Origin of the sequence: Marinitoga sp. 38H-ov, from assembly GCF_011057715.1 — a bacterium.
Taxonomy (GTDB): domain Bacteria; phylum Thermotogota; class Thermotogae; order Petrotogales; family Petrotogaceae; genus Marinitoga.
The window spans coordinates 1-21,770 of sequence record NZ_LNGH01000018.1 but is presented as its reverse complement, the minus strand read 5'-3'; the positions used below and the strand labels follow the sequence as shown (position 1 = coordinate 21,770).

At 25.2% G+C, this 21,770-nt stretch carries 23 protein-coding genes and 2 tRNA genes; 22 read left to right on the top strand and 3 right to left on the bottom strand.

The genetic code is table 11. The features are described from left to right. Positions 1–53 precede the first annotated feature (53 nt). The 3 genes from AS160_RS06440 to AS160_RS06430 form a co-directional block, all read right to left on the bottom strand. Positions 54–130, bottom strand: a tRNA-Arg gene (locus AS160_RS06440). 26 nt (positions 131–156) lie between these two features. Next, a tRNA-Ser gene (locus AS160_RS06435) sits at positions 157–246 on the bottom strand. A gap of 26 nt (positions 247–272) precedes the next feature. After that, a complete protein-coding gene (locus AS160_RS06430) occupies positions 273–2,018 on the bottom strand; it encodes a proline--tRNA ligase (protein ID WP_165146612.1) in 1,746 nt (581 codons plus the stop codon). A 180-nt stretch (positions 2,019–2,198) separates the two neighbouring features. Here AS160_RS06430 and metG point away from each other — a divergent pair, with 180 nt between their 5' ends. The 22 genes from metG to AS160_RS06320 all read left to right on the top strand — a co-directional run. Continuing rightward, positions 2,199–4,154, top strand: coding sequence for a methionine--tRNA ligase (gene metG, locus AS160_RS06425; RefSeq protein ID WP_165146609.1), 1,956 nt, complete (start codon positions 2,199–2,201; stop codon positions 4,152–4,154). A 13-nt stretch (positions 4,155–4,167) separates the two neighbouring features. Beyond that, positions 4,168–6,600 (top strand): DNA gyrase subunit A, encoded by a 2,433-nt coding sequence (gyrA, locus tag AS160_RS06420; RefSeq protein ID WP_165146606.1) that lies wholly within the window; start codon positions 4,168–4,170, stop codon positions 6,598–6,600. After that, on the top strand, positions 6,593–6,970 hold the full coding sequence (locus tag AS160_RS06415) for an archease (RefSeq protein ID WP_165146603.1): 378 nt from the start codon (positions 6,593–6,595) through the stop codon (positions 6,968–6,970). Before gyrA ends, AS160_RS06415 begins: the two co-directional genes overlap by 8 nt. A gap of 7 nt (positions 6,971–6,977) precedes the next feature. Further along, positions 6,978–7,439: a hypothetical protein gene (locus AS160_RS06410; protein WP_165146600.1), complete on the top strand. Its 462-nt coding sequence runs from the start codon at positions 6,978–6,980 to the stop codon at positions 7,437–7,439. Next, complete coding sequence (gene rpiB / locus AS160_RS06405) at positions 7,417–7,854, top strand: ribose 5-phosphate isomerase B (RefSeq protein ID WP_165146597.1); 438 nt, start codon at positions 7,417–7,419, stop codon at positions 7,852–7,854. The genes AS160_RS06410 and rpiB overlap by 23 nt, the downstream gene beginning before the upstream one ends. 2 nt (positions 7,855–7,856) lie before the next feature. Beyond that, positions 7,857–8,825 carry a histone deacetylase family protein gene (locus AS160_RS06400; RefSeq protein ID WP_165146594.1) on the top strand — a complete coding sequence of 323 codons (969 nt, stop codon included), beginning with the start codon at positions 7,857–7,859 and terminating at the stop codon, positions 8,823–8,825. Between the two features lie 18 nt (positions 8,826–8,843). After that, complete coding sequence (locus AS160_RS06395) at positions 8,844–9,833, top strand: hypothetical protein (RefSeq protein WP_165146591.1); 990 nt, start codon at positions 8,844–8,846, stop codon at positions 9,831–9,833. Beyond that, entirely contained in the window at positions 9,830–10,582 is a 753-nt protein-coding gene (locus tag AS160_RS06390; protein WP_165146588.1) for a hypothetical protein, read from the top strand. Before AS160_RS06395 ends, AS160_RS06390 begins: the two co-directional genes overlap by 4 nt. Continuing rightward, positions 10,572–11,072: a helix-hairpin-helix domain-containing protein gene (locus tag AS160_RS06385; RefSeq protein WP_165146585.1), complete on the top strand. Its 501-nt coding sequence runs from the start codon at positions 10,572–10,574 to the stop codon at positions 11,070–11,072. Before AS160_RS06390 ends, AS160_RS06385 begins: the two co-directional genes overlap by 11 nt. Further along, positions 11,069–11,866 (top strand): epoxyqueuosine reductase QueH, encoded by a 798-nt coding sequence (locus AS160_RS06380; RefSeq protein WP_165146582.1) that lies wholly within the window; start codon positions 11,069–11,071, stop codon positions 11,864–11,866. The genes AS160_RS06385 and AS160_RS06380 overlap by 4 nt, the downstream gene beginning before the upstream one ends. 9 nt (positions 11,867–11,875) lie before the next feature. Next, positions 11,876–12,286: an ATP-binding protein gene (locus AS160_RS06375; RefSeq protein WP_165146579.1), complete on the top strand. Its 411-nt coding sequence runs from the start codon at positions 11,876–11,878 to the stop codon at positions 12,284–12,286. Positions 12,287–12,288: 2 nt separating this feature from the next. Next, positions 12,289–13,674: a FapA family protein gene (locus AS160_RS06370; RefSeq protein ID WP_165146577.1), complete on the top strand. Its 1,386-nt coding sequence runs from the start codon at positions 12,289–12,291 to the stop codon at positions 13,672–13,674. A gap of 8 nt (positions 13,675–13,682) precedes the next feature. Next, positions 13,683–14,867 carry a hypothetical protein gene (locus tag AS160_RS06365; protein WP_165146574.1) on the top strand — a complete coding sequence of 395 codons (1,185 nt, stop codon included), beginning with the start codon at positions 13,683–13,685 and terminating at the stop codon, positions 14,865–14,867. After that, positions 14,863–15,552 carry an FAD-dependent thymidylate synthase gene (thyX, locus tag AS160_RS06360; protein ID WP_165146615.1) on the top strand — a complete coding sequence of 230 codons (690 nt, stop codon included), beginning with the start codon at positions 14,863–14,865 and terminating at the stop codon, positions 15,550–15,552. The genes AS160_RS06365 and thyX overlap by 5 nt, the downstream gene beginning before the upstream one ends. Then, positions 15,539–15,907: a hypothetical protein gene (locus AS160_RS06355; protein WP_206528122.1), complete on the top strand. Its 369-nt coding sequence runs from the start codon at positions 15,539–15,541 to the stop codon at positions 15,905–15,907. Before thyX ends, AS160_RS06355 begins: the two co-directional genes overlap by 14 nt. Continuing rightward, positions 15,897–16,832 (top strand): CBS domain-containing protein, encoded by a 936-nt coding sequence (locus AS160_RS06350; RefSeq protein ID WP_165146571.1) that lies wholly within the window; start codon positions 15,897–15,899, stop codon positions 16,830–16,832. Before AS160_RS06355 ends, AS160_RS06350 begins: the two co-directional genes overlap by 11 nt. 1 nt (position 16,833) lies before the next feature. Then, positions 16,834–17,169 carry an iron-sulfur binding hydrogenase gene (locus tag AS160_RS06345; protein WP_165146568.1) on the top strand — a complete coding sequence of 112 codons (336 nt, stop codon included), beginning with the start codon at positions 16,834–16,836 and terminating at the stop codon, positions 17,167–17,169. 64 nt (positions 17,170–17,233) lie between these two features. Further along, on the top strand, positions 17,234–17,890 hold the full coding sequence (locus AS160_RS06340) for a hypothetical protein (protein WP_165146565.1): 657 nt from the start codon (positions 17,234–17,236) through the stop codon (positions 17,888–17,890). After that, entirely contained in the window at positions 17,878–18,429 is a 552-nt protein-coding gene (locus AS160_RS06335; protein WP_165146562.1) for an ATP-binding protein, read from the top strand. Before AS160_RS06340 ends, AS160_RS06335 begins: the two co-directional genes overlap by 13 nt. Continuing rightward, on the top strand, positions 18,426–20,696 hold the full coding sequence (locus AS160_RS06330) for a BamA/TamA family outer membrane protein (RefSeq protein ID WP_165146559.1): 2,271 nt from the start codon (positions 18,426–18,428) through the stop codon (positions 20,694–20,696). The genes AS160_RS06335 and AS160_RS06330 overlap by 4 nt, the downstream gene beginning before the upstream one ends. 92 nt (positions 20,697–20,788) lie before the next feature. Next, on the top strand, positions 20,789–21,454 hold the full coding sequence (locus tag AS160_RS06325) for a hypothetical protein (protein ID WP_165146556.1): 666 nt from the start codon (positions 20,789–20,791) through the stop codon (positions 21,452–21,454). 9 nt (positions 21,455–21,463) lie between these two features. Continuing rightward, positions 21,464–21,770: hypothetical protein (locus AS160_RS06320; protein ID WP_165146553.1), on the top strand; the 307-nt coding region annotated here is incomplete at its 3' end.

Genomic DNA, 21,770 nt, shown 5'->3' with positions numbered 1-21,770 from the left:
AAATCATGAAATTGCTGTCAAAATCAGGAAAAAGGGGCAACGCCCCTTTTTTTTGGCGTGCCCGACTGGATTTGAACCAGCAACCTTTGGATCCGCAGTCCAATGCTCTATCCAATTGAGCTACGGGCACATATAAACTAAAATAGGTAAAAAAAATGGCGGAGAGGGTGGGATTTGAACCCACGGAGGGTAATAACCCTCACTTGCTTAGCAGGCAAGCGCCTTCGGCCACTCGGCCACCTCTCCGACGCAAAACTATTATAACATGAAGATTATTCTTTGTCAATAGATTCAAGGTAAATTTTTGGATTATATTCGTTTAATTTTTCATCAATAATTTCTAATAATTCGTTGTATGATGTTGTAATATCAACTTCTTTAGAATTTTTTTCATATCTCAATTTAACTTCAACTTTCCCATCTTTCATCTTTTTACCTAAAACAACTTTCAAAGGAATTCCTATTAAATCAGCATCTTTAAATTTAAAACCTGGAGATGCATCTCTATCATCATATAATACATCATATTTTTCTTTTAGTAAATTATAAATTTCTTCTGCTTTTTCAACTAATTCATTTTGTTTCATAGAAACGGGTATAATAACAATTTCAAACGGCGCAATACTTCTTGGCCATATCATTCCATAATCATCGTGTAATTGTTCAACAATAGCTCCTAAAGTTCTTGAAACACCCCAACCATAACATCCCATAATAAATGGTTTTTGTTTTCCATCTTCAGTTGTATAGTATGCATTTAATTTTTCAGAATATTTTGTCCCTAATTTAAAAACTTGTCCAACTTCTATACCTTTTATTTCTTTTAATGCCTCCCCACATTTTGGACAAAGCTCGCCTTTTTGTACCATTCTTAAATCAGCATATTTATTTATTTTAAAATCTCTATTTATATTCACATTTATATAATGAGTATCTTTTTCCATACCGCCTACAACAAAATTTTTAATACCCTTTACACTTTCATCAGCTATTATTTTTACATTTTGAATACCCACTGGTCCTATAAATCCTATTTCAACACCAAAAATTTCTTTAATTTCATCTGGCTCACCTAATGTTATTGTTTGATCATTCATTAAAGATCTTAATTTTGAAAGGTTTAATTCGTAATCTCCTCTTATCAAAGCTAATATCCAACCATCTCTACCTTTAAATAATAAAGATTTAACTATCTTATTTTTTTCAATATTTAGATAATCCGCAACATCTTCTATAGTTTTTACATTTGGTGTATTAACTTTTTCTAATTCTTTTTCTTCTTCATTAGATAATTCAAATACTACTTTAGATTCAGCTTTTTCATCAGTAGCAGCATAACCACAATCACAGTAATATATTGTACTTTCACCATATTTAGCTTTTACTTGAAATTCATGAGAATTACTACCTCCAATAGCTCCTGTATCTGCCTCTACAACCAAATAATCTACACCTAATCTTTCTAATATATTTTCATACGCTTTATAAAATTCATTGTATGTTTCATCTAAAGACTTTTCAGAATCATGGAAAGAATATGCATCTTTCATAATAAATTCCCTTGCTCTTAAAACACCAAATCTTGGTCTTATCTCATCCCTATACTTATTAGCAATTTGAAATAAAGATACAGGTAATTGTTTATATGATCTTAATTCATTTTTTACTATTGTAGTTATCATTTCTTCGTGAGTAGGCCCTAAAGTAAAATCTCTATTGTGTCTATCTTTTAGCTTCATCATTTCAGGACCATAATCATCCCATCTTCCACTTTCTTGCCAAATTTCTGCAGGTTGAATAATTGGCATTAATATTTCTTGAGAGCCTATATTTTCCATCTCTTCTCTTACAATATTTTCTATTTTTTTCAAAACTTTAGTACCTAAAGGTAAATATGTATATACACCAGAAGCTGTTTTTCTAATAAAACCACCTCTAATTAGCAATTCATGACTTTTAATTTCAGCATCATTTGGAACTTCCTTTAAAGTAGGTGCATAATATTTTGACATTCGCATCTTAATTCCTCCTAAAATAAATTTTATTTTCTTTATTTTAACATATCATTTTAAATAAAACAACTTTTAATGGTAAAAAAATTATGACGAGTATATAATTTTAAAATCTTCTTAATTATACTCAGTTCTTAATATGGTATAATATATTAAACAATAAAATAATAGATTGGAGGATTAAAAATGAAAAAATTTTATATTACTACTCCTATATATTACGTAAACGCTGAGCCTCATATTGGTTCAAGTTATACAACAATTGTCGGAGATATTATAGCAAGGTATAAAAGAATGAGAGGTTATGATGTATTTTATTTAACAGGTACAGATGAACATGGGCAAAAAATACTACAAGCAGCTAAAGCAAAAGGGGTTTCTCCTCAAGAATTATGTGATGAATTATCAGGTAAATTCAAATCATTGTGGAAAGACCTAAAAATAACCAATGATTATTTTGTTAGGACTACAGATGAACAACATATGAAAACTGTTCAATTCTTTGTACAAAAAATGTTGGAAAATGGAGATATATATAAGGGAAAATATGAAGGTTGGTATTGTGTTCCTTGTGAAACATATTGGACAAATGATGAAATAGAAGAAAAAGAAGGCAAAAAAATTTGTCCGTCCTGTTCTAGAGAGGTAAATTGGGTTGAAGAAGAAAATTATTTCTTTAGACTTTCAAAATATAATGAGCCATTAAAGAAATTTTTTGAAGAAAATCCTGACTTTTTAGAGCCCGAATTTAGAAAAAATGAAATGTTAAAAATATTAGAAAGTGGATTAAAAGATCTAAGTATTACCAGAACTACATTTGATTGGGGAATTCCTATGCCAAATGATCCAAAACATGTTATATATGTTTGGGTTGACGCATTGATTAATTACATTAGTGCACTAGGTTATCCAGAAAATATGGAACTTTTTAACAAATATTGGCCAGCCGATGTTCATTTAATTGGAAAAGAAATAAATAGATTTCATTCATTAATTTGGCCAGCCATGTTAATGTCTGTTGGACTTTCATTACCTAAAAAAGTTTTTGCCCACGGGTGGTTAACTGTAAACGGTGAAAAAATTTCAAAATCATTAGGAAATGCTATTGATCCAAGAATTTTAGTTGATGCCTATGGAAACGATGTAATTAGATATTATTTAATGAGAGATATTGTTTTTGGAAAAGATGGTGATTTTTCTGAAGATAATTTAATTACCAGATACAATTCCGACCTAGTAAATGATTTAAGTAATTTAGTTCACAGAACATTATCTATGGTTAATAAATACTTTGATGGAATTATTCCAGCACCTGGAGAAAAAGATGAAGTTGATAATCAATTATTTGATTTGATTAATAATACAATCAAATCATATGAAGAATATATGGATAAATATCAATTCACTCATGCTTTAGAAAGCTTATGGGAATTAGTTAGATTTACAAATAAATATATTGACTTAACAGAACCATGGTTGTTGGGTAAAGATGAAGCAAAAAAATCTCGTTTGTCTACTGTTATGTATAATTTAATGGATTCAATTAGAATTATATCATTATTAATATCTCCTATTATGCCAGATACCGCAATAGAAATATTAAAGAAATTAGATATTGATGTAGAAAACTATATTAACAATGAAAATATTAAAATAGGTTTATTAGAAAGTGGTAAAAAAGTTATTATTGGAGAACCTGTTTTTAAAAGAATTGATGTAAAAACTTGGAAAAAAGTTATTATTATGAAAAATAAGGAGGAAATAAAAATGGAAGATAATAAGAAAGAAGAAATAAAACAAGAAAATGCTGAAAATGTTTTAATTGACATAGATTACTTTAAAAACGTTGATTTAAGAGTTGCAAAAATATTAGAAGCTGAAAAAGTTAAAAAATCTAAAAAATTAATCAAATTACAGTTAGATTTGGGAGAATTAGGCCAAAGACAAATAGTAGCTGGTATAGCTAATTTTTATGAACCTGAAAATCTTATAGGTAAGAAAATAATTGTTGTTGCTAATTTAAAACCAGCTAAATTAATGGGAATTGAATCATACGGAATGTTATTAGCAGCCAAAATAAATGATAAATTGGTACTATTAACTACAGATAATGATATTGAACCGGGAGCTAAAATTTCTTAAGTAGGGGGTTAATATGAGCGATATTTTAAATAAATCTTTTGAAGAAGAGTTAAAAGAATCATATCTTTTATATTCTTTAAGTGTTATAACAAGTAGGGCTATTCCTGATGTTAGAGATGGCCTTAAACCAGTTCAAAGAAGAATATTATATTCTATGGATGAATTGAGCTTAAAACATACAGCAGCATATAAAAAATGCGCCCGTATTGTTGGTGAAGTTATGGGTAAATATCACCCTCATGGTGATGCTGCTATATATGACGCTTTGGTTAGAATGGCTCAACCTTTTAGTTTAAGATATCCTTTAGTTATTGGACAGGGAAATTTCGGTTCTGTTGATAGAGATCCGCCTGCAGCAATGAGGTATACTGAAGCAAAAATGCATGAATTAGCAGAATATATGTTAATGGATATTGACAAAGATACTGTCGATATATTAGATAATTTTGATGGGTCTTTAAAAGAACCTTCAGTTTTACCGACTCGATTGCCTAATTTACTTATGAATGGTGTTAATGGTATTGCCGTTGGTATGGCAACTAACATTCCTTCACATAATTTAAATGAATTAGTTGATGGTATTTCTCATTTAATCGATAATCCTGAAGCATCTATTAAAGATTTAATGAAATATATAAAGGGCCCAGATTTCCCAACAGGAGGAATTATTGTAGACGGAAATAAATTAAAAGATATATACGAAACAGGAAGAGGCTCATTCCATATTAGATCAAAATATGAACTAGAAGAAAATAAAAATGGCATTAGTATTGTAATAAACGAAATTCCATATGGAGTTTCAAAGGCTGATTTGATAGAGCAAATTGCAAATTATGTTACAAAACAAAAAGAAAATAAAAAAGATGTAGGAATAAGAAACATTAGAGATGAATCTGACAAGGAAGGTATTCGTGTAGTTATTGAGTTAAAAAGAAATGTAAATCCGCAGAGAATAATAAATCAATTATTAAAACATACGTCACTTCAAACTTCTTTTGCAGTTCAAATGACGGTTATTGATAAAAGAAAACCTAAAGTAATGAATTTAAAAGAAATTTTAGAAGCATTTATTGAGCATAGGATAGATGTAGTTACTAGACGTACTCAATATGAATTAGATAAAGCAAGAAAGAGATCTCATATAGTTGAAGGATTAATGAAAGCCTCTGAGGGAATTGAATCAGTCATAGAAATTATTAGACAGTCTGAAGGAAGAGAAGAAGCTGTAAATAGTTTAATGGAAATTATTAATGTCACAAAAGAACAGGCTAATGCTATAGTTGATATGAGATTAATTAGTTTATCAAAATTAGAAGGTCAAAAATTAGAGAAAGAATATGCAGAATTAACTCAAAAAATAACGGATGCTTTAGAAATATTAAATAATAAATCTAAATTGTTAGAGGTAATAAAAGAAGAACTTCTTGAAGTAAAAGAAAAATTTGGCGACGATAGAAAAACTAAAATTACTAATCAAGGTTCTAAAATTGAAGATGCCGATAATATTGAAGAAGAAGATTTAGTAATTGTCTTAACTCAATGGGGTTATATCAAAGCAATGAAAAGCACTGAATACAAAGTTCAAAATAGAGGCGGGAAAGGATCAAAAGCCATTAAAAAATCGGATAATGATTTTATTATACAAGTTTTACAAACAAATAGTCTTTCAAAATTGTTATTTATTACCTCAAAAGGTAAAGCATTTGAACTGTATGCTTATAATATCGAAAAAAGTTCAAAGGATACTAAAGGAAAACATATCTCTTCTTATTTGTATTTAGATAATGATGAAAAAATTAAAACCATAATACCTATTGAAAATGAGAAAGAAATTGAAAATAAGTATATTATGCTATTCACAAAAAATGGAATTGTAAAAAGAACAGCTTTAAGTGAATTCTCAAATATTAGGAAAAATGGATTAAAAGCTATAACAATTAAAGAAGATGATATGATTGTTGATGCATTAATAGTTAATGATGACGATGAGGTTTTAGTAATTAGCAAAAAAGGTATGAGTTTAAGATTTAAAGTTTCAGATGTAAGACCTATGGGAAGATCCGCTTCTGGAGTAAGATCTATTAAATTAAGGGAAAATGATAATGTTGTTAATGGTGTACTTGTTGTAAAAGATAAAAGTCTATTATTGATAACAGAACATGGTTTTGCAAAAAGAGTTAATTTTGATGATTTCAGATTACAAAATAGAGGCGGAGTTGGCCTAAAATGTGTTAAAGAAACATCTAGAATTGGAAATATTGTAAAAGCATTAACTGTTGATGATGAAAGTCATATAATAGTTTTCTCAAAATTAGGAAAAGCTATTAGAGAAGAAGTGAATGCCATTTCAACTTTAAGCAGATATGCTATAGGTGTAAGAGCTTTAAGATTAGATAATGAAGACATTGTAGCAGATGCTGCTGTGGTGGTAGATGATGATGAGTAAAGAACTAAACCATACTGCAGATATTATGTATGAATTAATTGGTAATGACATTATCGAACTTCTAGAAGATTTGTTTGATGCATTAAACAAAATCTTTTTACCGCTTGTAGGTGGGATAGAAAATCACTTTTCATATTCTATTTTAAATCAGGATATTGACGATATTTTATTTGATATTGGAAATTATTCGTTAAATAAAATTTATGAAGGATTTTTCCCATCTAAAATTGAAAAAATTGAAAATGAAATAAAAATTTATTTTTCAAAGATAATAACAATAAAATCAGATATAGAAGTGAAAGCTATTTCTTATCCAAAAATTATTTCCAATGATGAAAAATACATAGTTAATATTATTTTTGATATTTGAGGTTACTATGAAAAATATTACTAATAAACAAAAAAAAATATTGGACTACATTGAATTTTTCATACAAGTTAAAGGTTATCCTCCATCTATGAGAGAAATAATGAATTTTTTTGGATTAAAAAGTGTTTCTACTGTTTTTTCCCATTTAAAATCTTTAGAAAAAAAAGGATATATAGAAATTTCAGGAAATCCTAGAGGTATATCCATAAAAGATAATAAAAAATATGGAATTATAGAATTAAACGGAGAATTAATTAATGGTGATATAATATTATATGATAATTTAAAATACATAAAATGTAATCCTAATATTAATATAAAAAGTTCTAAAGATTTATTAATATTGTATGTTAAATCAGATTATTTAGATTATGAAAAGAATACTATAATTATTTTAAAAGGTAATTCTATAATAGGAACATTAAAATTAAAAGAGGTGATAATAGATGAAAATATCTATTGGTTCTGATCACGCAGCATTTTCTATGAAAGAACATATTAAAAAATATTTAGAAAAAAAAGGAATTGAAGTAATTGATGAAGGTCCATATAATAATGATAGAGTTGATTATCCAATATATGCAAAAAAAGTCGCAGACAGAATTGTAAATAAAGAAGCGGATTTTGGCATTTTGATGTGTGGTACAGGATTAGGAATGTCAATTGCTGCAAACAAAGTTAAAGGAATACGAGCTGCTTTAGCTTACTATCCAAAAATGGCAGAATTAGCTCGACAACATAATAATGCTAATATTTTAGTATTAGGTGGAAGAACAATGGGTTTTGAACTTGCAGAATGGACAGTAGATACATTTTTAAAAACTTCTTTTGAAGGAGGCAGACATGAAAATAGGTTAAACTTAATTTCCGAAATGGAGGAATGAAAATGAAATTTATATATGATCCAAGACATGTTTTTTATTCACCTAAACATGAATTTGATGGATTCAAATTAATAGAAAATAAGGACAAACCTGGAAGAATTGAGGTTATCAAAGAAATAATACAATTAAAATATGGAGATATTATTGTTGGATCAAAAGATTTTCCGCGATCATATTTGTATTTTGTACATTCTTTAGATTTTGTTAATTGGTTAAAAGAGAAGCAATATTATTTAGATGATAATCAAGAATATTTCCCAAATATATTTGGATATGATATGGCTATTGATAGTAAAACTCCAATTAATAAAAATACATTTGAAATGGCATGGATAAGTGCAAAATGCGCATTAACTGGTGCTTCTATGTTATTAGAAGGTGAAGAATTAGTATATTCATGTTCAAGACCTTTAGGACATCATGCCGGAATATCCTCTTGTGGTGGTGGAGCATATTTTAATAATGCAGCATTAGCCACAAGATATTTGCAAAAAAACGGAGATGTTTATGTTGCAATACTCGACTTAGATTTTTATGCAGGAAACGGAACTCAAGAAATTTTTTATGATGATAATACTGTTTTAACTATTAGTATTCATGGAAATCCATCCAATCATTATCCTTATATTTCTGGTTATGAATGGGAAATTGGAGACGGTAATGGAAGAGGATACAATATAAATTTCCCATTAAAAGATAATATCAACGGTAGAACTTATTTAAGAGTTTTAGAAAAAGCATTGTTAGAAATAGAAGATTTTGATCCAGATTTTTTAATTATACCTTTTGGTTCAAATACACATGAAAATGATTCTAGCACTACTTTTAATTTAAAAAATGAAGATTACAAGGAAATAGGTGGAATGATTTCTTATTTAAATATTCCTAAGCTATTCGTTCAAGAAGGTGGATTTTCATCACAAGTTACTGAATCAGTAATTGGTAATTTGTTTGATGGCTTATTAATATAATTTTTAGAGGTGGACTTTTTGAAGAATATTTTATTTGAAACAAAAAATGGTGATTCTATTGAGATTCTAATTGGACATAACTATTATAGTAAGTATATAAACAATAAAAGATATAATAATTATATTATTTATGATAAAAAAATAGAAATTATTGATAAGTTAAATTTAATTAATTCAATATCTGTAATTGGTAATGAAAATCTAAAAAATTTAGATAAGTATTTAAATTTTTTAATAAAATTTACAGAAAATAATATAAATTCTGCTTTAGTATTTGGTGGATATACTACATTAGAACTTTTAGGATACACCTTAGAGAATATTAACATTACTGATTATTCTTTTTTTCCATCAAACTTAAATTCTGCTATTATGCCACCTTTAAAAGGTAAATATTATTTAAATTTCAACTGGAAAAAAGATTTATTAACAATTAAAGGTTATCCTAAAAATGTATTTATAGATACTATACTATTTGAATCAATTTCAAAAACAAATTTTAAAAATATGTTTATTGTACCTTATATTCTAGGAAAAATTATGAATTCAAAAATTGCCGAATTATCTTTAAACTATTCAAAATTCAATTTTTCAGTTTTGGACTTAGAAGATTATTTATATTATTCATTAAAACAATGGGTTTATTATTTAAAAAATGAAGGTGATATTTTTCCAGGAGAAACTATAACTTTATTATTTTATAATAAAAAGTCTGGATTCAACAATAATTATTTAAATGTTTTTGGACTTAGTTTTTTAATTGAATTATATATTTCATGGTATTATGGATTTTTGAGTTTTGAGGAGTTTGAAAAAATTGAAAAAGAACTTACGAATAATTTTGATATATCATATAAATTAATAGAAAAGATTGATTTAGACTTAAATGATAAAGATTTCATTTTATATACTTCTTCTGGCAAATTAATAAAATATAGAATTCCTAAAGATGATCTATTATCGGTTATTAAGGAAGTTAAAGATTATTTTAGAGGTGGATTTTTGTGATAAAAAAAAGAAAAGATTGGGGATTAATTATAATTACAATATTTTTATTTATTATACCAATGTTTTTAGCTATTTTAACTTCTTATACTTTATATCTAAAATACAAGATTAGAAATTTAGAAATACAAATAAATGAATTAAAAACAAAAAATGTTGATGTTAATTCCTCAAAAATTTTTAATATGAAAGATATAACCCTAAATATTGAAGAAATAAATAAGTTTCTTAATATTAAACCAAAAGGGATTATTGAAAAAAAGAATGTTGATATATATTATTTAATAAAAAATGCTAAAAGCAGCTTTAAAAATAATGATTTAGGCGGATTAACAATACTAAATAAAAATGATGCTTTTTTTAATAGTGTAAATTCAATAGAAAATAACATAAATTATTTTCTTACTCCTATTTCTACAACTTTATATACTTTTTATTCAGAAAATCAAAATTTTAATACTCAAACAGTTTATACTATACAATTAAGATTGTATTTAACAGAAGAAGACGCATTTTTTACTGCTCTAACACTAAGAAATGCAGGAATACCCGTTTTTGTATATAATGGAAGATTTAAAAATAGCGGTAAAAATTATTTTGCTATATGTGCCGGTTTATTTACTAATATCAATGATGCTAAAAACTATATGGAAAATTACATAGATGAAGAAAACATTTTACAGTTAACTGGATTAAGTGTAAAAGATAGGTTTATAAAAAGTTTTAATTTAATAGGAAATTATGAAGAATAAAATTATTTTTTTTATCATAATACTATTAGTTTTTTTCCTAAATTTATATATACACTTTAATTCTCAACCTAAAGTTGAGAATTATCAGTATAGTAAAATTGACTTAGCAAACTTTACAATAGATGAATTAATAAAAATACCTGGTATTGGATATAAAAAAGCTCTAAAAATTAAAGAATATTATGAAAATTTTGGTTTTTCTTCTGTTGATGATTTGAAAAAAGTTCCTGGCATTGGAGAAAAAACTTTTGAAAAAATAAAATCTTATTTTTATTTATCAGAAACTATTTATATACTTAAAGAAAACAAAAAAATAAATATAAACAAAGCAACATATGAAGATTTAATAAAATTACCAAGTATAGGTGAAAAAACAGCTCTAAAAATTATAAATTATAGGAAAATAAAGAATATAAATACTTTAGACGATTTAAAAGATATATTAACAAATTTTCAAATTAATCAAATAAAAGGAGTTGTAGAGTTTTGAAAATTTTTTTGCATGTTTGTTGTGCGCCTGATTTAGTTTTAGCTCATAAAAAATTAAAAGAAAAAAATATTGAATATACATCTTTTTTTTACAATCCTAATATTTTTCCCTATACCGAATATGAAAAAAGGTATAATGCTTTTTTAAAATTAAAAAAAATGTGGAGCTTTGAGGAAATTAAATCAGAATATACTCACAATGATTTTTTAGATGAAGTAAAAAATATTGATGTTAAAGACGAAAAAAAAAGATGTTATAAATGTATGTATATTAGAATGAAAAAAACAGTAATAAAGGCGAAAGAACTTGGTTATACATATTTTTCTACAACATTATTATCTAGTCCAAGAAAGGATCATAATGATATAAAAGAAATAGCTGAAAATTTATGTAAAGAATATAACATAAATTTTTATTATGAAAATTTTAGATCAAATAATTCTATTTCTGAAGGGGCAAAGTTTTGTAAAACAAATAATATTTATAGACAGTTATATTGCGGATGTGAATTTTCATTAAAAGAAGCTGAAAATTTGAGGCTTAAATCTTTAGAAAAAAGAAAAAAAAAGTTATTAGAAAAATTAGATTTTAATTTTGAACATCTTTTAAACAAAGATTTATTAAAGATTCCTGAAGATTTATATCCTTACTATCTATACAAACATGGTATTGATATTTTAAAGGATTTAAAACCTAAAATTATATTAATAAAAAAGGATATTGCTAAAGATTTTAATATAAAAAACGGAAGAAACAAAATCGGAAATTGGAAAGCTAAATTCATTGTTGTTTAGGGGGATAATATGGACTATATAGAATTAGAAATTTTAAGTAAAACAAAATATATTAAGATTTTACGTGAAACTATGAAATATTTTCTTAAATTAAATGATTATAATGACAATGAACAAATATTCTTTATGGAATTAGCTTTAAATGAAGCTGTAGCTAATGTAATTGAACATACTTACAATTTTGACGAGTATAAAAAAATTATTATTAAATTTGAATTGATTAATTCTATGTTCAATGTATATATTAGAGATTTTGGTGAAAAAGTTGATATTGCAAAAATAAAATCTAGAGATTTAGATGATATAAAAGATCATGGATTAGGAGTACATATTATATCTCAGGTTTTTGATAACATAATATGGAAAGATATAAATGAAGAAGGGAATTTATTAGTTTTAACAAAAAAATTGGGGGACTAATAATGGCTATTATAAAAATCCATACATCTGAAGACTATAAAAAAGCATATATATCTTTATTATATGACGGTAGAATATCTACTGAAAATGAGTTATATAATGCTTTAAAAAACGCGAATATAAAAGTTGGAATTAAATATGATGTTTTAAAATCATTAGTTGTAAATCCAATATATAATCAATCTATTTTAATAGCAGAAGCAATACCTCCATCAAAAGGAGATCCTGGTTATGTTGAGATATATAAAAATTTAGATATTGAAAAAAAAGAAATTAACTATAATGAGAAAATTGATTTTAGAGAATTTGCAAAAAATATCATAACAGTTGAGTTAGGTGAAAAAATAGGATTTATTCATCCTCCAACTATTGGAAAGCCAGGTAAAGATATTTTGGGAAAAGAAATACCAGGATTATTAGGAGACCCCGCAAAGGTTATATTAGAAAAAAACGTAGAAAAAGATGATGAAGGGTATATTATTGCCGCTTCTTCTGGAGAATTAAAAATAAGAAAAGATATTGATGGTACTTTATACATATCTATAGAGCCTATTTATGAAATTAATGGGGATGTGGATTTTAATACTGGAAATATTAATTTTCCTGGCAAAGTTATAATTCGAGGATCAGTAAAACCCGGGTTTATAGTGGAAGCTGAAGAGGATATTGAAATTTATGGCGAAATTGAAGCTGCTACAGTTATTTCCCAAAAAAATTTAAAAGTAAATGGAATAAAAGGTAGCCATAAGGGAATTATTAAAGCGCAGAATATATATGCTAAATTTGCTGAAAATGCAAATTTAGAAGCAAAAGAAAAAATTTTAATTGATAAATCATTAATTAACTGTAATGTTATATATGCCGAAGAATTAATTTTAGATGGTTATAATAGTAAAATAGTTGGTGGTAATATAAATGTACTAAAAAAAGTTGAATCTCATTATATTGGTAGTACCTTAGGTGTTTTAACTACAATAGAAGTAGGTGTGGATCCAAAACTATATACTGAATATTCCAACTTATTAGAATTAACCAAAAAATATACTGAAGAATTAAAAGCTATTACACCTCAAATTACTTCATTAATGGAAAAATTAAAACAAAGCAAATTAAAAGTTGAAAAAGCAAATTATTTGAAAAAAATTCTTAATAGAACAAAAATTTTAAAAAATGAAATTGAAAATTCCAAAACTAAATTAATTGAATTAAAAAAATTAATAAATAATTCAAAAAAAGAAGGAGTAGTAATTGCAAGAAAGATGTTATATCCTGGAGTACAAATTAAAATACAAAATAAATTATTTAATACTGAAAATGCTATTAGTAGTGTTCAAATAATGAATATTGAAGATGAAATAAAATTATTTGCATATGTTAATGAAAAATAGGAGGTATTATGAGAAAGATATTATTATTATTAAATTTTATATTAATTGTTTTATATATGTTTTCTGCAGATATTGGGGAATATTATGCAAGTTATTTTGATATAGACAAAATGATTGCTTCAAATAACATAAATATTAAAATTTTTGGATACTTAAAAAAATATTTAGAAACAGGATATAGCAGTTATTTAAAAGCTGCAAATGAATTAAGAGTTGAGTATGATAATAATTTATCTTTTGAAGAAAAAAAATTATTTGATATTTTATCTTCAATTAATCCTCAAACAACTATTTCACCAATTAATAAGTTAAATGAATTTAAAAATACAAATCCAAATTTATTAGTAATAGATATACTTTTAATAGAATTTCAATACAATCAATGGAAAATAACTGGAGATCCTAAATTAGCAAAAGAAATTATAAATGAAATAAATAATTTAGAAAAGAAAATCATAAAATCTCCATTTATTCTATATTATAAATCAAATTTTTTATATAATTCTAATCTATATGGAAATAAAGATGATGCATATGTAGTTATAAAAGAAGGCGTTCTTAGTTTCCCAGATAATAAAAAAATCATTGAAACATATATTAATATAGCTACTTCCTTAAAAATGAATATTAAAGATAAAGATATATTTGAAAAAATATCTAAAACTTATATTAAAGAACCTGACCCCGATGAAAAAGTATTATTATTGATCGCTAAACATTTCTTTGAAAATAATGAGAAAGATATTGCTAATAATATTGTTAACGATAAGATTTTACCAAATACTAAAAATTATAAAATATTATTTTTAGTATATGAACTTTTGGGTGATTATTCAGATACTTATACTCAAAAGATGAATTATTATAAAAAAGCTTTAGAATATGACTCAGACAATCCTAGAATATTATCAAAATGGGCACTATCTATGTTAAATGTGGATTATGATAAATATAAATCATTAGCTAGAATTGCCTTAAACAAAGCTGTAACTTTAGATCCAAATTTATCAGAAGAAGCGTTAAATGCTCTAAAAAAATTACGAAATGAAATAAAAATTGATGTAATTTTAAATTATATTTTACCAATATTATCTTTTGTTATTTTTTCTATATCTATAATTATTTATCTTGAAAAAAGGAGAAAAAGAAGAGATAAAGAGCTTATGTTTAAAGAAGGTGATGAAAATGATTGAAATTAAAGTATTGGACAAAGGGTTTATAAAATTGGTTAATTTAATGGGAGAAGATAAAACTGCTGTTAGAGCAGCAAGAGTTTCTTATGGTAAAGAATTATCAACAGATGAAAAAGATATACAGCTTATAAACTATTTAATGGAGCATAAACATCATAGCCCCTTTGAACATCAAGTCTTTACATTCCATATAAAAACTCCCATTTTTATTGCTCGCCAATGGATGAGGCATAGAATTGGAAGTTATAATGAAATTTCAAGAAGATATACAACAAAATTTGCAGAAGAATTTTATATTCCAGATCATATAAGAATACAAGATACAAAAAATAAACAAGGGTCTATTCATACAGAAGATAAACATATGGAAAAAAAAGCTATAGAAATTGTTAAATATACATATAATTATTTATATGAAACTTATAATAAATTACTAGAAATGGGTGTTGCTAGAGAAATGGCTAGAATGATTTTACCAGTTGGTCAATATACTCAGTTTTATTGGACTGTAAATGTTAGATCTTTAATGAATTTCTTGAATCTAAGAGCTGATTCTCATGCACAATGGGAAATACAACAATATGCTATTGCATTAGCAAAAATATTTAAAGAAAAATTACCTTGGACTTATGATGCTTTTTTAAAATTTGAGTATAAAGGGGATTTATTAAATGAAATTAACTAAAATAATACAAGAACTAAATGCTACAATTATTAATAAACCAGAAAATTTAGAAAATTTAGAAATTGAATATGCTGGCGCTTCTGATTTAATGAGTGACTTTTTGGCTTTTTCAAAACCAAACATGTTATTAATAACCGGTTTAACAACACCTCAAACATTAACGACTGCATCTGTTATAGAAGCAGGAGCTGTTTTATTTGTAAGAGGAAAATCTATTCCTAAAAAATTTTTAGAAAATATAAATAATTGTGAAATTCCTATCTTGTCTACAGAATATTCTATGTATTTTGCTTGTGCAAAATTATATAATTTAGGTTTAAAAGATGCTATGGAGACTGATTTAAATGAAAAGTGATAACAAATTATTAGAAAAATTGTTAGATGTTTTTTCTAACACAAAAATCGGTGAAATTATGACTTCACCACCTATTGTTGTTACGCCTGAAATTACTATAAAGCAGGTAAAGGATATAATGAAAATAAAAAAAATATCTGGATTACCTGTTGTAAAAAAAGGATTAAAATTGGTTGGAATTATTAGCATTGAAGATATAATAAATGTTTTAGAAAGAGGAAACTTAAATGATAATGTTTTCAAATGGATGTCTAAAAACGTGATATCTTTAAACGAAAATAATACACTTTCTGAATTTATTGATTATTCTCAAAAATATAAATATGGAAGATTCCCTATAATCAATGAAGAAAATAAGGTTGTTGGAATTATAACAAAATATGATGTTATTACCTGGCTTTTCGAAAAATTAGGGACAATATATATTCATGATGAACGTAGAAAAAAGGTATTAAACCAAGAATATACATCAAAACTTACCGGAGAAATTTTAGATAATGATAAAATTTCCTTTAATTTTGAAATAAATTATAACGATATTCAAAAAATTGGAATTGGTGCAACTAAATTAAAAGCATTTTTAAAAAGTAAAAATATAAATGATTCACTAATAAGAAAAATTTCTATTGCTACCTATGAAGCAGAAGCTAATGTTGTTATTCATTCAGATTCGTATGGTCAAATTTATTGTTGGGATTTTGAAGATAGCATTAGATTATTAATTAAAGATTATGGAAAAGGTATTGAGAATGTTGAATTAGCTATGCAAGAAGGATTCTCTACGGCATCTGAAGATGTTCGATCCCAAGGCTTTGGAGCCGGAATGGGATTACCTAATATGAAAAGATTTTCTGATAAAATGACAATAATTTCAGAAGTAGGAAAAGGCGTTACTATTGAAATGATGTTTTATAAGGGGGATTAAAATGACTTTAAAAGATATTTTAAAACATGGCTTCCTTGAAAGTATTTATATTTTCAATGATAACATTGAAATTAAAAATGGTTACGTTGGAGATTTATTAAGTGAAATAATGAGGAATTCTCCTTCATCATCTATATGGATAACTCATCAAACACATCCAAATATTATTGCTGTTGCTTCTATAGTTGAAGCAAATACAATTATAATTCCAATAGATTTTGATTTTGAAATTGAAACAATTGAAAAAGCAAAAGAAAATAATATAAACTTATTAAAAAGCAAATATGATATTTTTAAAACTGTTGGATTAATATATAATTGCTTATTTGGTGAATAATATGACGTCATTTTATGGAAATTTTCATATACACACTATTTTATCTCCATGCGCTGATATCACTATGACCCCAGATATTTTTTTAGATTATTTAAATGGCGTTAATTGGATTTCTATTACAGATCATAATACAACTCGACATATCGAATTATACTCAAAGGTTTTAAAACAAATAGATGTAAAAGTAATTCCTGGTATCGAAGTAACTTCCAAAGAGGAAGTTCATTTATTAATATATTTTGAAAATTTAGATGATGCCATTAAATTTGGTAATATAATAGAAAATAATTTAATAATAAAAGATTATAATCCAGAAAAATTAGGGTATCAAATTATTTGTAATGAAGATGGAACATTTTCTTCTATTGTAGAAAATCCATATTTTGGAAGCGCCTGTAGTTTAAGTATTAATGAGATTTATTTACTATCTAAAAAATATAATTCTTTATTTATTCCTGCTCATATTTTTAGATTTAATGGATTAATAACTAATTTAGGGCTTCCTCCAGAAGATATTATAATAGATGCTGTAGAAGTAAAAAATAAAAATGAAATTGAAAAAGCTCAGAAAATTGGCTTTAATAATTTTATTTTTAATACAGATGCCCATTTCCCTGAACAATTAATTCCTTCATGTAAAATACTAGCAAAAGATAGATCTTTTGCTAGTTTTAAAGAGTCTATTATTGAAAGTCGGGTGATTCCAATTTGGCAACATTAAGAACTATTTGTGATCATATTTTAGATATTTGTGAAAATGCTATTAATTCTGGAGGTACAATGGGTTATTTAGTTATAATAGAAACAAAAAATAATTTTAAATTTACTATTTCTGATAACGGAAGAGGTATGGACAATCTTGGAATAAAAAAAGCTTTAGATCCTTTTTATACAACTAAAAAACATAGAAAGAAAAAATTCGGAGTAGGATTATCATTTTTAAAGTTTTCTGTTGAAAAAACTGGCGGTTTTTTTAACATTTATTCGAAAAAAAATTCTGGAACTATAGTTACTGCAAATTTCAATTTATCAAATATTGATTGCCAACCTGTTGGAGATATAGTTTCTACATTTCTCCACGTTTTAAATATAAGTAATAATTTTTATTGGAAAATAAATAGATTTTACAATAAAAACGGTTATAATATTGACTCTAAATTTTTGAATGAAAATTTTGATTTAACAAAACCATCTGATTTAAATTTAATTAAAAGTTATATATTAAATCTAGAGAAAGAAATTAAGGAGGAAGATAAATGAAAAAAATATTATTAGTTTTTTTGGTGATTACAGTATTCATTAATACTTTTGCTTTAATGACTGTAAAAAAATTAGTTTTCGAAGGTAATGTTTCTTTTATTGAAAATGAATTAAAGAATACACTTTCTAAATATGATATTACTGAAAACTCAATTATTGGAGAAATAGATTTAAAATTAGCTATAAATTCTATTCAAAATTCTTATCCATATTTTTCTTCTATATCCTACGATTATTCCGAAGAAAATAATGAATTAAAACTTATCTTTAAAACTAACCCTATTGTAAAAGATATTAAATTTAAAGTTTTAGGTGATAAACTGTTGGATTTAAGTAATATAGCCACAAAAGTATATACTGAAAAAAATCTTCCTTTCAATTTAAATGAATATAAAAAAGGTTTAGATGAAATTAAAAAATATTATAATGAAAATGGTTATATGTATATTGAAATTTTAAGCAATGTTAAATTAAAATCGGACTCTATTACTTTAGAAAGCACTACTGTAGATAATAAAAATATTTCAAATGAAAATACTTTGGTTTATATTATTAAAGAATATGATTTATGGGATATTGAATTAAATGGTGAAGTTTCAAATTTAAATAAAAATGAATTAAAAAAAATATTTGGATTTAATTTTAGAAGTGACTGGGAGAACAAATTCTTTTTATTTAGATCTGATGTAAAAGACACATACCCCAAAGTAGAAGATATACAAAAAATATTTCAAACTTTACAACAATTACCTTACTTTTCAACCAAAACACAAATATCTTTTAAAACATTAAATATCGATAAAACTCCAGGCGGTGATCTAGTAATTGTCTTGGATGGTGAATTAAAGAAAATTATTGATTCCCCTTCATTAATTAAAAATATTTCAATAGAAGGAAATGAAAGTATAAAAGATTTTGAAATTTTCGGAAAATTAAAGCAATTAAATATATCTGAAAACTCAACGGTATCAAATTTGCAATTATTAAATAGCATAAAAACTTTAAAAGATTATTATATTAATTTAGGCTACCCATTTATAGATATAAATGCTTATTATAATAACAACAATTTGTCTTATAAAATAATTGAGTATAAAGTTGGAAATATTATTATTAATGTTACTCCAAAACAGAAAACAAAAAATTATCTTATTAATCCATCAATAAAACTTAAAGAAGGAGACGTAATAACAACTAAAAACATTCAAGACACATATTATGCATTGTCTGGAACAGGTTTCTTTGAAAATGTTAGCATTTATCCATATAATCAGAAAGATAATATCTTAGATTTTAAAATAGACATTGAAGAAAAAAATAAACCTGGAAAATTTATTGGAGGAATTACATACACAGTACCTGAAAATGCACCTTGGTATATGGGTTTTTTAGGACAATTAGAACTACAATGGGCAAATCCTTTAGGATACGGTCAATCATTTAATATTTCTACTAATTTAAATCCATTATCAAATACATATATTTTTAATGGCGGATATAATATTAAAAATATTTTTGGATCTAAATTTTCCATAGGTACAAACTTAAATTATGGTTTGTATGATATAAATAACGGAATCCCACAAGAAAATATTAGTGGTGAAGCCACTGTATCTGATAAATTATCATTTTCTATATCTCCTAATTATAGTATTAATGATTTTAATAATATAAATTTTAATTTCAGCTATTCTGAAACAAAGTATAATCCTTCATCATATGAGGTAAAAAAACAAATTAGTTCAGGATTAGGTTATACTTATTCAAGATTAGATTATCCATTTAGACCGTATAATGGTTTATATAATAGCATACAATTATTTAGTGGTTTAAATGCATTAAAAAACAATGAATATTATTATGGCGGATATTTAGAAAATAAATTATTTAATACATATTATAAGTTTACTTTTGCTAATAGATTTAAAATTGGATATGTAAATGATCCATTTAATCTTTATGATTTTTATCTAGGCGGTATGTATACATTAAGAGGATATGATTTCTCTTCGCTAAGTGGTAATACAATGATACTAAATAATACTGAAATCCAATATCAGATTAATAAAGAGAATGTTCCAGTTGATCTTTATGCATTTTTTGATATAGGAAATTCTACAAACAATTCTCTATACAACAACTATTTATGGTCATATGGTTTCGGATTAAAATTAACAATACCTATGATTGGTCCTATTAGATTTGAAGGTGTTTTTGATAAAAATAATAATTTTAAATGGACATTTGGATTTGGACCTATGTTTTAATATAAGGGGCTTTTTGCCCCTTTTTATTTACTATTTATTTTTTTGAATTTTTTTTGATATACTATAAATTAGCAAAAGTTGGGAGGGATATTATGGCTAAAGATGAAAATAAAAAACCAGGAAGAATTAAAAGGTTGCTAACTCTATTTTTTTGGTCTATCTTTATTACCATAATTATTATTATATTAGTTTATTTGAATTTTGAATTTAATAGATTAAAAACTCTTAATTTAAGTATTCAAAATGATTGGAAAAGTTTTGTAGCTTATATGCTACAAAAAGTACCTGTATTAAAAGATCGAGTAAAATATGAATATCTTGATATAGGAAATGCATACATTATCCAAGAAAAATTAATAGAAGAGAGATTGTCAGTTTTAGATAAAAAATCTCAAGAAATAAACTCACAGTTAGAGGAATTAAAAAAGTTAGCTTCTCAAATAACTATTGAAGCTTCTAATTTAGCTAAAGAAAAAGAAATTTTTGAAAATGAAAAAAAGATTTTTGAAGAAGAAAAGAAAAAATTTGAAGACTATAATTCAAGAATAGAAAAATTATCTCAATGGTTCGCCTCCTCAACACCAGCTCAAATAGCTGTAGCATTATCAAGAGATGAAGTAGGTATTGATCTTATTGTTAACGCATTATTAAAATTACCATCTGATACTGCAGCTGAAATAATTCAAGCTTTAGCGCAAATAAATCCAACTAAAGCAGCTAATGTGATCTCAAAAATTGGGGAGGTGATAAATAATTAGGAGGTAAATATGGTATCCAATATACTTATTAAAAATTTAAAAATTAAAAATAACAGCAAAAATAATATTCAAAAAAATGTTATTAATAATTTTACTAAAAATAAGGCATTTAGTAAAATTATAGATAATATAAACATAAGAGAGACGACAACACATAAAACACAAAGTTTTAATTTTAATATTAAAAAACTTCAATTAAAAATTAAAGATGTGAAAATTTACTTTTCAAATGAAAGAATTTTAAGCAAAAATAATATTGGTAAATCATTAAAAATAAAAAAATCATATAGTATTGATTCTAACTTGAAAGAGTTAG